Source organism: Neoaquamicrobium sediminum (assembly GCF_040970315.1).
In the GTDB taxonomy this organism is placed as follows: domain Bacteria; phylum Pseudomonadota; class Alphaproteobacteria; order Rhizobiales; family Rhizobiaceae; genus Aerobium; species Aerobium sediminum.
The window spans coordinates 170,095-184,808 of the sequence record NZ_JAZHFV010000001.1 but is presented as its reverse complement, the minus strand read 5'-3'; the positions used below and the strand labels follow the sequence as shown (position 1 = coordinate 184,808).

The 14,714-nt window shown below is 65.3% G+C and carries 12 protein-coding genes; 7 read left to right on the top strand and 5 right to left on the bottom strand.

Annotated elements, in window-relative coordinates:
* Positions 1-22: 22 nt before the first annotated feature.
* The 3 genes from V1479_RS00870 to V1479_RS00860 form a co-directional block, all read right to left on the bottom strand.
* Positions 23-1,567, bottom strand: a complete 1,545-nt coding sequence (locus tag V1479_RS00870) for a TRAP transporter large permease (RefSeq protein WP_368801263.1) — start codon at positions 1,565-1,567, stop codon at positions 23-25.
* Positions 1,564-2,067, bottom strand: coding sequence for a TRAP transporter small permease subunit (locus V1479_RS00865; protein WP_368801262.1), 504 nt, complete (start codon positions 2,065-2,067; stop codon positions 1,564-1,566). The genes V1479_RS00870 and V1479_RS00865 overlap by 4 nt, the downstream gene beginning before the upstream one ends.
* An 84-nt stretch (positions 2,068-2,151) precedes the next feature.
* Entirely contained in the window at positions 2,152-2,967 is an 816-nt protein-coding gene (locus tag V1479_RS00860; RefSeq protein WP_368801261.1) for an IclR family transcriptional regulator, read from the bottom strand.
* 127 nt (positions 2,968-3,094) lie between these two features.
* Between V1479_RS00860 and V1479_RS00855 the strand changes: the two genes are divergently transcribed.
* The 7 genes from V1479_RS00855 (at position 3,095) to V1479_RS00825 (ending at position 12,291) form a co-directional block, all read left to right on the top strand.
* Positions 3,095-4,621: a M81 family metallopeptidase gene (locus V1479_RS00855; RefSeq protein ID WP_368801260.1), complete on the top strand. Its 1,527-nt coding sequence runs from the start codon at positions 3,095-3,097 to the stop codon at positions 4,619-4,621.
* Between the two features lie 73 nt (positions 4,622-4,694).
* Positions 4,695-6,320 (top strand): ABC transporter substrate-binding protein, encoded by a 1,626-nt coding sequence (locus V1479_RS00850; protein WP_438620474.1) that lies wholly within the window; start codon positions 4,695-4,697, stop codon positions 6,318-6,320.
* Between the two features lie 72 nt (positions 6,321-6,392).
* Positions 6,393-7,334 carry an ABC transporter permease gene (locus tag V1479_RS00845; RefSeq protein ID WP_173188886.1) on the top strand — a complete coding sequence of 314 codons (942 nt, stop codon included), beginning with the start codon at positions 6,393-6,395 and terminating at the stop codon, positions 7,332-7,334.
* A 29-nt stretch (positions 7,335-7,363) separates the two neighbouring features.
* On the top strand, positions 7,364-8,218 hold the full coding sequence (locus tag V1479_RS00840; RefSeq protein ID WP_244648832.1) for an ABC transporter permease: 855 nt from the start codon (positions 7,364-7,366) through the stop codon (positions 8,216-8,218).
* 3 nt (positions 8,219-8,221) lie between these two features.
* Complete coding sequence (locus V1479_RS00835) at positions 8,222-9,883, top strand: ABC transporter ATP-binding protein (RefSeq protein WP_368801259.1); 1,662 nt, start codon at positions 8,222-8,224, stop codon at positions 9,881-9,883.
* A gap of 26 nt (positions 9,884-9,909) precedes the next feature.
* Positions 9,910-11,073 carry a M20 aminoacylase family protein gene (locus tag V1479_RS00830; RefSeq protein ID WP_368801258.1) on the top strand — a complete coding sequence of 388 codons (1,164 nt, stop codon included), beginning with the start codon at positions 9,910-9,912 and terminating at the stop codon, positions 11,071-11,073.
* Between the two features lie 87 nt (positions 11,074-11,160).
* Positions 11,161-12,291: a M20/M25/M40 family metallo-hydrolase gene (locus tag V1479_RS00825; RefSeq protein ID WP_368801257.1), complete on the top strand. Its 1,131-nt coding sequence runs from the start codon at positions 11,161-11,163 to the stop codon at positions 12,289-12,291.
* Positions 12,292-12,326: 35 nt separating this feature from the next.
* Here the strand turns inward: V1479_RS00825 and V1479_RS00820 are convergent, their stop codons facing one another.
* Positions 12,327-13,799, bottom strand: a complete 1,473-nt coding sequence (locus V1479_RS00820; protein WP_368801256.1) for a xylulokinase — start codon at positions 13,797-13,799, stop codon at positions 12,327-12,329.
* Positions 13,792-14,709, bottom strand: coding sequence for an ABC transporter permease (locus V1479_RS00815; RefSeq protein ID WP_368801255.1), 918 nt, complete (start codon positions 14,707-14,709; stop codon positions 13,792-13,794). The genes V1479_RS00820 and V1479_RS00815 overlap by 8 nt, the downstream gene beginning before the upstream one ends.
* Between the last annotated feature and the right edge of the window lie 5 nt (positions 14,710-14,714).

Here is a 14,714-nt window from a genome sequence, read left to right as displayed (position 1 = left end):
CCTCCCAGGGTTGATGGCAGCCCTAGCCGAAGATCAGCGAAGGCAGCCATGTCGCAAGTTCCGGTATTGCCACGAGAGTGGCAAGCGCAGCAAGCTGGAGCACCACGAATGGCGCTACGCCGCGATAGATGTCGCCGGTGGTGATCGAGCGGGGAGCCACCGAACGGAAATAGAAAAGCGCGAAGCCGAAAGGCGGCGTCAGGAATGATGTCTGCAGGTTCATCGCCAGCAGGACGCCGAACCAGACCGGCGAGATGTCGGTACCGAGGATCGCAGGCCCCATCAGCGGCACGACGATATAGATGATCTCGACAGCTTCGAGGATGAAGCCGAGCAGGAAGACCACCAGCATGATGACCAGCAGCGCGCCCATCTGGTCGCCCGGCAGGCTGCGCATCAGTTCCATGACCAGACGGTCGCCGCCGAAGCCGCGGAAGACGAGCGCGAGCAGCGAGGCGGCAATCACGATGCCGAACACCATGCCGGAAATCTTCATGGTTTCGCTAAGCGAAGGCTGCAGCAGGCCGCTGCGCCAGAGCTTAAGCGCGGCGGCAAGCGTGCCGATCGCGATCAGCGCCACGGCGACGATTGCGAACAGGCCCGCGGCGCTGTCGGTTGCGGTCCTGCCGATGCCCGCCGCCCGCAGCGCAACGAGGGCGAAGGCAGCGAGCCCCGCAGCCGCGAGCAAGGTACGGACGCTCCGGTTTTCAGTTGTGGCGAAGGCAGCCATGAGCAGTGCGCCGACGGCGCCGAGCCCGGCTGCCTCTGTCGCCGTGGCGACACCGGCAAGGATCGAGCCGAGCACGGAGAGGATCAGCAGCATGGGCGGCAGGAAGGTGAAGATCACCTCGCGCGGATGAACCCGCGGTTGCGATGGCGGCTTGGCTGCCTGACGCGCGGGGCGCATGACCACCGTCAGGTAAAGCGCGTAGAGCGCGACGAGGATCAGGCCGGGGATCAATGCACCGGCGAAGAGATCGGCGACGGAGACGGGCAGCGGCGCGAAATTGCCCGCTTGCTGCTGGGCTTCGAGATAGGTGTTGCCGATCTGGTCGCCGAGCAGAACGAGGATGATGGATGGGGGAATGATCTGTCCCAGCGTGCCGGAAGCGCAGATGAGGCCGCTGGCGCGGCGCGGCGGCACGCCCGCCTCCAGCAACGGCTTGAGGCTGACGAGCACCAGCATCACGATGGTGGCGCCGATAATGCCGGTGGCCGCGGCGATCATCGCCGAAAAAAGCAGAACCGAGAGGCCCATGCCGCGCGCGCTGCCGCCCATCATGCGCGCCAGAACGGTCAGCATGTTTTCCGCCAGGCGCGCCCGCTCCAGCAGTACGCCCATCAGCACGAACAGCGGCACAGCCATCAGCAGACTGTTGGACATGATGCCCCAGACACGGGCGGGGAAGAATTTCAGGAACGCCAGGTCGAAGACGCCGAATAGGCTCGCGATCACCGCGGTCACCAAAGGCGCACCGGCGATGGCGAGCATGGCCGGGATGCCGCTGAGGATGCCTGCGAACAGGCCCAGCAGCAGTAGTAGCAGGAAGAGTTCCTGCGCGATCACGATGAGGCCCCCTCGCCGGGCCCGGCGCGAAGGACGGCGGCGATGCCCTGAACAATCGTAAGCCCGGCGGCGATCGGCAGCGTCGTCTTGACCAGATAGAGGCCCGGCAGGCCACCGGTCTCGATCGACGCCTCGCGAATCTGCCATGCGTAGCGCAGCTCCGGCCAATAGGCCCAGATCAGCAGGCCGAAGGCCGGGATCAGGAACAGGACCAGCGCGACGGCATCGGCGATCCTCAGATAGGACGGGCCCATGCGCTCCGAGATCACCTCGACGCGCACATGGCCGCCCTGGGCGAGGCAGACAGGAACCGAAAGCGCAAGCAGGATCGCGAAGGCATAATTGGCGAAGTCCTGAAGGCCGATATAGCCAACCCCGAAGCCGTAGCGCAGCACGACGATCGTCAGCACCGCCGCCACCAGCAGCAGCACCGCGACCATGCAGGCGGCGCGCGTGATGCGGTCCAGCAATGCGGCAATGTTCAGGAAAAGCCCGCGCATGGCCCTGTTTGCTCTATCCGACGCAAGATCACAAGCGCTGCGGCAAGCCTTCGCGATGGGCCAGCGGGAAGCATGGCCAATCGGTTACCTGACCCGATTGATCGCATGGGCTGCCTCCGACGCGAGCGGTGCGAACCGTTCGGCGAAGGCGCTGGGGGTCCATTCACTGAGCGAGCCCGCGATATGGATGGCGCCGAGCGGTCTTCCGTTTGGGCCAAGCACGGCGACACCGACTGCCACCTCGCCGACCAGCACCTCCTCGACCGTCAGCGCATAGCCGAACTGGCGTGCCTCCGCGATCTTCTCGTGGACTTCCTGCGGATCGGTAATCGTCTTGTCGGTGAAAGGGCGACGGTCGGACCGCGCGATGATGTCCTCGACTTCCGCATGGGGAAGACGGGACATCACGGCGCGACCGCCGGAGGTACACAGCGTCGGCACGGAATGGCCGACCAGGGTGGCGAAAAACGTCTCGCGCTTGCTCTGCATGCGCACCGCGTAGACCATGCGCAGATCGTCGAACAGGCTGAAGTCGACGCGCTCGCGGGCGTTGCGGCGCAGGTCCAGCAGTACCGGTGTGGCGCGTTCGATGAGCGAGTTGAGCCGCAGATAGTCGTGACTGTGGTCGAGCAGCCTGATGCCCGGGATATAGCCGCGCCCGTCCTCGTCACGCTCGATGTAGCCGAGTGTCTGAAGCGTATGCACCACGCGCTGGGCCGCGCTGCGGCCGACGCCGCTCGCCTCCGCGATCGCCGTCAGGCTCAGCGGCCTCTGCGTGCGATGAAAAGCGGAAAGCACCTGCATCGCGCGTGCCACCGCCTGCACGAAGAGCGGATCTTCGCGCACGCCGTCGTCGGGGTCGCGAATTCCGTTCTCGCCGCTGACTATGTTGCGTAGCATTCCATTCCCCGCTTGCCTGTTGACGAACTGTTTGACCCTCACTACCGTTGAGTAGCGATATAACTGTATCGCCTGTCGATACAAGCTATTCTCGCACTGGGTCAATCGGGACAAGATGGTAGGTTGGATGAGCAAACGTGTTGCCATCGGCGGCTTCCTCCACGAGACGAACACGTTTGCGCCGACACTGGCCCGCTACGATAATTTCGAACAGGGCGGTGGCTATCTCCCGCTGAGCCGTGGCGACGAGATCCTAACCCGCTGCGGTGGCGTCAATCTCGGCATCAGCGGCTTCGTCGACTACGCGAAGGAGGCGGGCTGGGAGCTGGTGCCCCTGCTGTGGACCGGCGCGATCCCGTCGGCGCATGTCGAGAAGCAGGCATATGAAGCCATAGCGGACGAACTGGTCGAACGGCTGCGCGGGGCCGGCCCCCTCGACGGACTTTTGCTCGACCTCCATGGTGCGATGGTCGCCGAGCATGTCGACGACGGGGAGGGCGAACTGTTGGCGAGGCTGCGCGCGGTTGCGGGGCCGGACCTGCCGATCGCGGCGAGCCTCGACCTTCATGGAAACGTGACGCGCCAGATGGTGGACCTTGCCGACGTGCTGGTCGCCTTTCGCACCTACCCGCATGTAGACATGGCCGAGACCGGCTATCGCGCTGCCGCACAGCTCGACCGGGTGATGGCGCGGGGCAAGCCGTTCGCGAAGGCGTTCCGGCAGGTGCCTTTCCTGATCCCCATCCCGTGGCAGTGCACGATGATCGAGCCGGCAGGCTCGCTCTACGAAGATGTCCGGGCGGCCGAGGCCGGGCCGGTTTCGAGCGCATCGATCCTTACCGGGTTTCCGGCGGCCGACTTCGAGGATTGCCTGCCGAGCGTGCTCGCCTATGCCGAAACGCAGGAAGAGGCGGATGCCGCGGCCGATCGGCTGGAGCGGGCGTTTCTCGACCGCGAGACGCGGTTCGCCGGCAAGGCCTATTCGCCTGCCGAGGCGGTGCGCGAGGCCGCGCGCCTTGCCGCTGGCGCGAGCCGCCCGGTGGTGATCGCCGATACGCAGGACAATCCGGGCGCCGGCGGAGACTCCAACACGACCGGCATGTTGCGCGCCCTGATCGATGCGGGTGTGGAACGCGCGGCGACGGGCCTGATGGTTGACCCCGAGGCGGCGAGGGCCGCCCATGAGGCAGGCGAGGGCGCGGAGATCACGATCGCGCTGGGCGGCCATTCGGGCATTCCCGGCGATGCGCCGCTCGAAGGCACGTTCCGCGTCGAGCGCATTTCGGACGGCCGTTTTGTCGCGACGGGGCCGTATTATGGCGGGGCGCAGATGAATCTCGGCCCGTCCGCCTGCCTCTCCATCGGCGGGGTCACGATCGTCGTATCGACCTTCAAGGCTCAACTCGCCGACCGGGAGATGTATCGTTTTGTCGGCATCGAGCCCGAAAAACAGGCTATTCTCGTCAACAAGAGCTCGGTGCATTTTCGCGCCGATTTCGAGCCGAACGCCGAAGCAATCCTCGTGGCGACCGCGCCCGGCCCGATGGCGCTCGACCCGGCCGACCTGCCATTCAAGCGGTTGCGGCCGGGCACGCGGCTGTCACCCGGCGGCCGCCCCTTTCAAGGTGAGGAGGCCGTTCGCCGCGCGGTATGAGGCGGCTCCGTTATACCAACCGGCAACAAGACCGGACTGAACCACAGGCAAAACCAAACGAAGAGGGAAACAGATGACACTGATGTCTCACGACTTTTCTACGTCGTTCCTGGCCAGGGGCCGCTCGATCGCAGCCGCCGCCATGCTGGCGGCGTCCACGGCCATCATATCTGCCGGCGCCGCGCTCGCTCAGGACGGCGAAACCATCACCGCGGTAATGCATTCGGGCCTGCGCGTGCTCGACCCGATCATCACCACAGCGCATATCACCCGCAATCACGGCTACATGATCTATGACGTGCTGGTCGCGCAGGACAAGAACTTCACGCCGCAGCCACAGATGGCGGAATTCGCCGTCTCCGACGACGGGCTGACCTACACATTCACGCTGCGTGACGGTCTCAAGTTCCACGATGGGGAGCCTGTGACGGCCGCCGATGCGGTTGCCTCGCTGCAGCGCTGGGGCAAGCGCGATTCCGGCGGTCAGCTCATCTTCGACGTGACCGCGAGCCTGGAAGCGACGGACGACAAGACCGTTACCTGGACCCTATCTGAGCCCTTCGGCCCGCTGCTCGACATCGTCAGCAAGCAATCGGCGGTGCCGCCTTTCATCATGCCGGCGCGTGTAGCCGAAACCTCCGCCGACGAGGCGATCACCGATTATACCGGATCGGGACCGTTCGTCTTCGTGGAGGAAGAATTCGAACCCGGCGTCTCGGTGACTTACGCCAAGTTTGCGGACTATGTGCCGCGCGAGGAGCCCGTCGACTGGATGGCGGGCGGCAAGGTCGTCAACGTCGACACGGTGAAATGGGTGGCGATGCCCGACGCCCAGACGGCGATCAACGCGCTGGTTTCGGGTGAGATCGACTATCTCGAGCAGACGCCGATCGACCTGCTGCCGATCCTCGAAGCCAGCCCGGACGTCGTGGTTGAGGTGCGCGACCCGCTCGGCTACCAGACGATGGGCCGCATGAACTTCAAGCACCCGCCGTTCGACGATGTGAAGATCCGGCAGGCGGCCCTGATGGCGATGAGCCAGGAGCCGGTGCTGGCAACCCTGATCGGCAATCCCGAATACTACCAGATGTGCGGTGCCGTGTTCGGGTGCGGAACGCCACTCGAGTCCGCTACGGGAACGGAGAGCCTCACGGGCGCCGGCGACGCGGCCGGCGCCAAGGCGCTGCTTGAGGAAGCCGGCTATGACGGCACCCCGGTCGTGTTGATGCAGCCGACCGATGTGGTGACGCTTACCGCCCAGCCTGTCGTGGCCGCGCAGCAGTTGCGCGAAGCCGGCTTCAACGTCGACATGCAGGCGATGGACTGGCAGACGCTGGTGACGCGCCGCGCCAGCCAGTCGGCGCCTTCGGAAGGCGGCTGGAACATCTTCTTCACCAACTGGATGGTGCCGGAGATTTCCTCGCCGCTGATCAACCCGATGGTCAACGGGCGCGGCGACGACGCCTGGTTCGGCTGGCCCGAGGACCCGGAGCTGGAAGAGCTGCGCGCGGAGTTCATCGCCGCCACCTCCGCGGACGCGCAGAAGGAGATCGCGGAGCGCATCCAGGCGCATGTCATCGATGTCGTGAACTACGTGCCGCTCGGTCAGTATCTGCCGGTCCAGTCGCGGCGCACGAACATCGTCAACATGATCCCCGCCCCGGTGCCGGTGTTCTGGGAGGTCGACAAGACCGAGTAAGGCCCGCTTCGTCCCCCGCCTTCGCGGCGGGGGACGTCATTTCCTCCGAGTCCAGAAGGGGCCACCTCGCCGATGCTTGGCTACATCATCCGGCGCATCCTTGCCGTCATTCCCGTGATGGCGATCGTCGCGATCTTCGTTTTCCTGCTTCTGCGCCTGACGCCGGGCGATCCCGCGGCGATCATCGCGGGTGATTCCGCCACACCCGCCCAGCTCGAGCGTATCCGCGAGTCGCTCGGCCTGTCCGAGCCGCTTCACGTCCAGCTCGTCACATGGATCGGGCAGCTTTTCCAAGGCGATCTCGGCACGTCGATCATCTCGAACCAGCCCGTGACCCGGCTGATCGGCCAGCGCATCTGGCCGACGCTACAGATCGGCACGCTGACCATCATCCTGTCGGTGCTGATTGCCGTGCCGCTCGGCGTGCTCGCCGCCTGGCGCCACCGGACCTGGGTCGACTACGCGGTGATGACCTTTTCCGTGCTCGGCTTCTCGATACCGGTCTTCGTCATCGGCTACATCTTCATCAAGATCTTTGCGATCGACCTGCGCTGGCTGCCGGTGCAGGGCTACAGCGCGCCGAGCGAAAATCTTCAGGCATTCTTCCTTAGGGCAATCCTGCCCTGCCTGACGCTGGCGACGATCTACGTCGCGCTGATCGCGCGGATGACGCGCGCGAGCATGCTGGAGGTGCTGGGCGAGGACTATGTGCGCACCGCACGCGCCAAGGGCGTGAAGGAGCGGATTGTGCTGTTCCGTCATGCGCTGCGTAACGCGGCGGTGCCGATCATGACCATTATCGGCACCGGTTTCGCACTGCTGATCTCGGGCGTGGTGGTGACGGAGAGCGTGTTCAACATCCCCGGCATCGGCAGGCTCACCGTCGACGCGATCCTGGCGCGGGATTATCCGGTGATCCAGGCGATGATCCTGCTGACGAGCGCGATCTACGTGTTCATCAATCTCCTTATTGACATCTCCTATACCTTCTTCGATCCGAGGATCCGCTACTGATGGCCGGCCAACCGCAACCGACCTCCGCCATGCAGGTCGTGCTCGGCGCGATCCAGCTTCCGGCGTCCTTCCGCCTCGGTGTCGGCCCGATCATCGCAGCGGTCGTGCTCTTCCTGATCGTACTGGCGACAGCCACGGCCTATCTCTACGTGCCGCACGACCCGATGAACATGAACGCACTGCAACGCCTCAAGGGGCCGAGCGAGACGTTCTGGCTGGGCACCGACCCCTACGGCCGCGACCTGTTCTCCCGCGTCATGATCGGCGGGCAGGTCTCGTTGCTGATTGGCGTCGGCGCGGCAATCGTTTCCGTCTTTATCGGTTTGGTGATCGGCCTCGTCTCCGGTTTCTTCCGTACCGCGGACGCGATCATCATGCGCATCATGGATGCCCTTATGGCGATCCCCTCGATCCTGCTGGCCATCGCGCTGGTCGCACTCAACGGGCCGAGCATATGGTCGGTGATCTTTGCGATCACCATTCCGGAGATTCCACGTGTGGTGCGGCTGGTGCGCTCGGTCGTGCTTTCGGCGCGCGAGGAGCCTTATGTCGAGGCTGCGATCGCGCTCGGCTCGTCGATGTCGAAGATCCTGTGGCAGCACCTGATGCCGAATACGCTCGCGCCGATCATCGTGCAGGGGACCTATATCTGCGCGTCGGCGATCCTCACCGAGGCGATCCTGTCGTTCCTGGGCGCGGGCGTTTCGACCGAGATTCCCACCTGGGGCAACATCATGGCCGAGGGGCGCATGTTCTTCCAGATCAAGCCGGAACTGATCTTCTGGCCGGGGCTGATGCTGTCGCTTTGCATCCTCTCCATCAATTTGCTCGGCGACACGGCGCGCGACATGCTCGATCCGCGCCTCAAGAAGCGGGAGGCCTGAGCGATGATCTTCCGCAATCGTGATTTCTGCGATCGACCAATAGCGCTGGAAATCAAGGGCCTGTCCGTCGCGACCGTCGGCGGCAGAACGCAGACCCAGATCCTTTCTTCCATCGACGTGACGATCCGCGACGGGGAGACCGTTTGCCTCGTGGGCGAGTCGGGTTCCGGCAAGTCGGTCACCTCGCTCGCCGTCATGGGCCTGCTTCCCAAAGGCTCGCTCGAGGTCACCGGCGGACGCATCGAGCTGGAGGGTCAGAACCTTCTCGAGCTCGATGCCGGCGCGATGCGGGAGATGCGGGCGCGCCGTATCTCGATGATCTTCCAGGAACCGATGACGGCGCTGAACCCGGTCATGACGGTCGGCGCGCAGATCGAGGAGGTGCTGGACAGCCACACAAGGCTGGGAACCGCCGAGAAGAAAAATCGCGTCATCGACATCATGGAGCAGGTGCATCTGCCCGACGTCGAACGTGTCTACGGCTCCTACCCGCACCAGCTTTCGGGCGGCCAGCGCCAGCGCATCATGATCGCGATGGCGCTGATTCTCGAACCGAAGCTCTTGATCGCCGATGAGCCGACCACGGCGCTGGACGTGACGACGCAGAACCAGGTCCTCAAGCTCATTGCCGAATTGCAGGAGCGCCACGGCACCGCCGTGCTCTTCATCACGCACGACATGGGCGTGGTGGCCGAGATCGCCGATACCGTCTATGTCATGCGGCATGGCGAAATCGTCGAGCACGCGCCGGTGGAAACGCTGCTTCGTTCGCCCCGCAAAGTCTATACGCGCGAGCTGCTCGCCGCGGTTCCGAGCCTGATTCCGCGCGCGGCACGCGCTTCCCGTGATGGCGCCCCGGCGCTGGACGTCAAGGGCCTAACCAAGATCTACGATACGCGCGGCGTTTTCGGCAAAGGCCGGCAGACGCGTGCGGCCGAGAATGTCGATTTCGCGATTGGTCGTGGCCGCACACTCGGCATCGTCGGCGAAAGCGGATCGGGCAAGTCGACGGTGGCGCGCTGCATCATGCGTCTCATCGATCCGACAGACGGTGAAATCCGGGTCGGGCAGGCCGACATCGCCAAGCTCAATCGCGCCGCGCTCCAGCCGCACCGCAAGCATATCCAGATCGTCTTCCAGGACCCGTTCCGGTCGCTCAACCCGCGCTGGACGATCGGCGACAGCCTGATCGAGGGGTTGCTCAATTTCGGCCAGTCGCGCGACGAGGCCCTCAAGCACGCCGGCGAACTGATGGAGCTGGTCGGCCTGCCGCGCGACGCGCTCAAGCGCTATCCGCACCAGTTCTCGGGCGGCCAGCGCCAGCGCATCGCCATAGCGCGCGCGATCGCGATGCGGCCCGACATCCTCGTCGCCGACGAGGCCGTGTCGGCGCTGGATGTGTCGGTGCAGGCGCAGGTGCTGAAACTGCTCGACGACCTGCAGGAAAAGCTGGGCATCGCCATTCTCTTCATCACGCACGACCTGCGGGTCGCCGCGCAGATCTGCGACGAGGTGGTGGTGATGCAGCACGGCCGCATCGTAGAGCACGACACGGCCGAAAACGTGCTGGGCAGCCCGGCGCACGACTATACGCGGGCGCTTATCGAAGCGGCGCCCGGCAGAAGCTGGGACTTCGCCAATTTCAGGGAACTCGCGACGAACTGAGCGTCGCACATGCCAAGGAGACGACCATGCCAAGCCTGCCCCGGATCGAGGAATATGCCGACGAGCTGACCGCCATCAGGCGCGACCTGCACGAGCATCCGGAGATCGGTTTCGAGGAGACGCGCACGGCGGGCATCGTCGCGGAGAAGCTTCGTTCCTGGGGCATCGAGGTGCATACTGGCATCGGCAAGACCGGTGTCGTCGGCGTGCTGGAAGGCAAGGGCGGCGGTGGCCGCGCGGTGGGACTGCGCGCCGACATGGACGCACTGCCGATGGACGAGGAAACGAACCTGCCGTGGCGCTCGAAATCCGCGGGTAAATTTCACGGCTGTGGCCATGACGGGCATACGACCATGCTGCTGGGTGCGGCGCGCTACCTTTCCGAGACGCGCGACTTTTCCGGCAAGGCGGTGTTCATCTTTCAGCCCGCCGAGGAAGGCCTTGGCGGCGCGCGCGCCATGCTCGCCGACGGTCTGTTCGAGCGCTTTCCCTGCGACGAAGTCTACGGCATGCACAACAATCCGCTCGCCACCCCCAACAAGGTTGGCGTGAAGCCGGGACCGGCGATGGCGGGATCGACCTTCTTCGACATCCATGTGAAGGGCGTCGGCAGCCATGGCGCCATGCCGCACCATTCGAAGGATCCGATCGTTGCGATTACCTCGCTGGTGCAGACGCTGCAGTCGATCGTCAGCCGCAACGTGCCGGCGGTGAAGCCGGCCGTGCTGTCGGTCACGCAGATCCATTCCGGATCGGCCTACAATGTCGTGCCCGACAAGGCGGTGATCTGCGGCACGATCCGCTATTTCGACGACGAAGTCCGCGATCTCATCCACAAGCGGATCGAGGAGATGTGCGAGGGCTATTCGAAGCTGTTCGGCATCGAGGTGACGGCGGATCTGCGGCCGATCTTCACCGTACTGATGAACGACGCCGATCTGAGCGAAGCCTATCTTGAAGCGGCTTCCGATATCGTAGGCGCGGACAACATTACCACCGAGAACGAACTGGTGATGGGCAGCGAGGATTTTGCCGACATGCTGAAGGCCGTGCCGGGTGCCTATTGCACCATCGGCCATGGGGGCGACGTGCCGGTTCACAATCCGGGTTTCGTCTTTGACGACGCCATCCTTCCGGTGGGCGCCAGCGTCATGGCGCGCATCGTCGAGAAGCGCCTGCCGCTGAGCTGAGCTTAACATTCGAGGGCGGAACCCCGACGCATCGGCGGGGTTCGTGCGCCCGTCCGGCGATTCCAGCCGATGCCGAAAGACGCATCCATGAACCTCAACGCACTCCCCTTCGACAGCGACGCCATGCTTTCCGGGCTGAAGCCCTGGATCGAGTGCGAAAGCCCGACATTCGACGCGGCCGCCGTCGACCGGATGATGGACCTTGCCAGCTACGATCTGGCGGCCGCAGGCGCCGAGATCGAGCGGATCCCCGGCCGCATGGGGTTCGGGGGCTCCGTCCGCGCGCGGTTTCCGCACAAGGATTTCGGCAAACCGGGCATCCTGATCTCCGGCCATCTCGACACCGTCCATCCTGTCGGAACACTCCAAAAGCTGCCTTTCCGTCGTGACGGCAACAAATGCTACGGCCCGGGCATCCAGGACATGAAGGGCGGCAATTACGCGGCTGTGGAGGCGATCCGGCAGCTCGCGCTGGCTGGCATCGAAACGCCTCTGCCCGTGACAGTGCTGTTCACGCCGGACGAGGAGGTCGGCACACCCTCGACCCGCGAGCTGATCGAGATGGAAGCGCGGAAGAACAAATATGTGCTGGTGCCCGAGCCCGCGCGCCCCGACGGCGGCGCGGTGACCGGCCGCTATGCGATCGCGCGCTTCAACCTGAAGACCGAGGGCCGGCCGAGCCACGCCGGCTGGGCGCTGAAGGACGGTCGCTCGGCGATCGCGCTGATGGCGCGCAAGCTGCTTGAGGTGGAAGCGATGACCACCGAAGACTGCACCTTCTCCGTGGGCGTCATTCATGCCGGCCAGTGGGTCAACTGCGTTTCGTCAGTCTGCCATGCAGAAGCCCTGTCGATGGCGAAGCGCCAGGATGATCTTGACCGGGGCGTCGAGGCGATGCTGGCGTTGACGGCGGAGGAGAACGACGTCCGGTTCGAGGTGACGCGCGGGGTTACGCGTCCCGTCTGGGAGCCGGACGCGGGCACCATGGCGCTTTATGAAGTGGGCAAGGCGGTGGCCGCCGAAATCGGCTTCGACCTGACGCATGGCAGCGCCGGCGGCGGTTCCGACGGAAACTTCACGGGCGCACTCGGCATCCCGACGCTCGATTCGATTGGCGTGCGCGGTGCGGGGCTTCACACGCTGGGCGAGCATATCGAGGTGGACAGCCTTGCGGAACGGGCGCGGCTGATGGCGGGTCTGCTCGCCCGCCTCGACTGAGACGAGGATGCGGGCGGCAAGCGTGGCGCCCTGACCTAGTTGGTGCGTCCGGCCTCTTGCTGGAAGCGCTTCCATGAAAGGTCTATCCGGTCTCGCACGGCGGGGTTAGGCTCGTGGACCCGCGCGATCCGCACAGAGCGTTCGACGACCACTGCGAGGTCGGTGGCGTCGACCGCCGCACGCGCGAGAATAGCAGCGCCGGTGGCCGACGTGTCGCGTTCGGCGACGACACGGACGTCGCGGTCCAGCACGTCGGCGATGATCTGACACCATGCAGGCGACTGGGCGCCGCCTTCGGCGAGATGGACCCGCTCAAGGCTGACTCCGGCCACCTCGAAACTTTCCAGACAGGCACGGATGTTGAAGGCGACACCCTCATAGACGGCGCGCACGAGATGACCGGCTCCGTGCGTGACGTTCAGGCCCGCAACGGCGGCAAACCGCGAGGGGTCGTTCCATGGCGTGCCGGCACCCTCGAGGAACGGCAGGAAAACAGCGGCGCCCGATCCGGGCTCCGTTGCCTGAACAAGGCGTTCAAGATCGTCAAAGCCGAAGGGGCGGCCGGCAAAACCGGTGCCTAGATTGCGGAGCCAGGCGATCGAGAGGCCGCCGGCGGGGATGAGCCCAAGCCATAGTTCGCGGTCGGGCGTGACGTGCGCCATCCGCCACAGGCCCGGAACCAACGCCGGAGGCTGGTTGGGAACGGAGGCGACGATATGGCCGGCGGTGCCGAGCGTCACGGCCGCTGTACCGGCTGCGAACGCGCCGCAGCCGACGCCGAGCGCACCGGTGTCGCCCGAACCGGGCACGACGCCGAGGCCACGGGGCAGGCCGCTTGCTGCCGATGCCTCGGCGGTGACGCGGCCGACTATTTCGGTTGAGGCGCGGATCGGGCTCAGATGGCCGGTCGCTAGGCCCGAAAGGGCGACCAGCGCCGCGTCCCATTGGCGGCTGGCGAGGTTCATCATAAGCGTTGCCGACGCCTCATTGGCATCCGTCGCGACGGCGCCAGTGAGGCGCCACAGGATGTAATCCTTGACCTGAAACACATGTCTTGCCCGGTGCATTCGCGCAGGCTCATGGCGGGCCAGCCATTGCAGCTTGGGCAGCACCGCGATCGGAGAGGTTGGGGACGAGACCTTGGCTGCAAGCGTCTCGGCATGCGAGCGCTCGAGTTCGGCGACCTCGTCGCCACAGCGCTGGTCGAGCCAGATGAGGCTCCGTCCGAGAGCCGCGCCGTCGGCATCGATCAGCACGATGCCGTTCAATTGTCCCGACAGGCCGGCCGCGATGACGCTCGCGGGGTCGATTTCCGCCATGACGGACGCGGCAGCGGTCGAAAGCGCGCGCCACCAGTCCTCGGGCTCCTGTTCGGCGCGATCCGGTGCGGGCTTGAAGGTCTCGTAGCCGCTGCTCGCGTGAGCCGCGACCGTGCCGTCCCCACGCAGCGCCACAACCTTGACCGCGGAGGTGCCGAAATCGATCCCGAGCGTCAGGCCGTCAACCACGCCGGCCCTGCTGGTAGATGATGGCCGCAACGGCGATGACCAGACCCTGCACGATCAACTTGCCTGACTGGTCCACACCGAACACCGTCAGCAGGTTGAGGACCATGACGAGAAGGGCGGCACCCAGCACGGTTCCCACTGCGCCGCCGGCTCCGCCGCCGAACACCGCTCCGCCGAGGATCACAGCGGCAATCGAGCTCAGCACGTAGTCGGCGCCGAGGTTCAGCGAGCCGACGCCGACGAGGCCGGAAAGCAGCAGACCGCCGCTCGCCGCAAACAGCCCGCTGAGGACATGAGAGACGAGTAGCGTACGATTCACCGGGATGCCGGAATAGGTGGCGGCAGACGGGTTGTCGCCTGCGGCGAAGATGTAGCGACCGATCGTAAGACGCCGCATCAGCAGATAGGCGACGATGGCGAAGCCGAGCCATATGAGGCCGGACACGGGAACCACGCCGATGCGGCCACGGCCGAGCCACTTGATCACGTCGGCCATCGAGCTGCCGGGCGCGCCGCCGGTGTAAAGGAAGCCTATGCCGGTGATGATGGCGGCCGTGCCAAGGGTGACGACGACGGCCGATGCGCGCAGCACCGTTACCAGCACGCCGTTGACGAGGCCGATGAAAAGTCCGGCGGAGAGCGCCACGGCGATGGGTACGGCTGGGGGATAGCCGTTCCACATGGCGTGCGAGACGATGAGGTTGACGAACGCGATCGTCGCACCGACCGAGAGATCGAGCGAACGATTGGCCACGACGAATGTCTGGCCGAGCGCAACGATGCCGAGCGGCGCTGCCTGACGCAGCAGGATCATCAGGAAGGGAAGCGACAGGAACTGCGGCTGGGTGAAGGCCGCAAACACGCAGACCGCTATCAACCCCCAGAAGGCAGGGGGAAGAGAAAGAAGCATCCTCT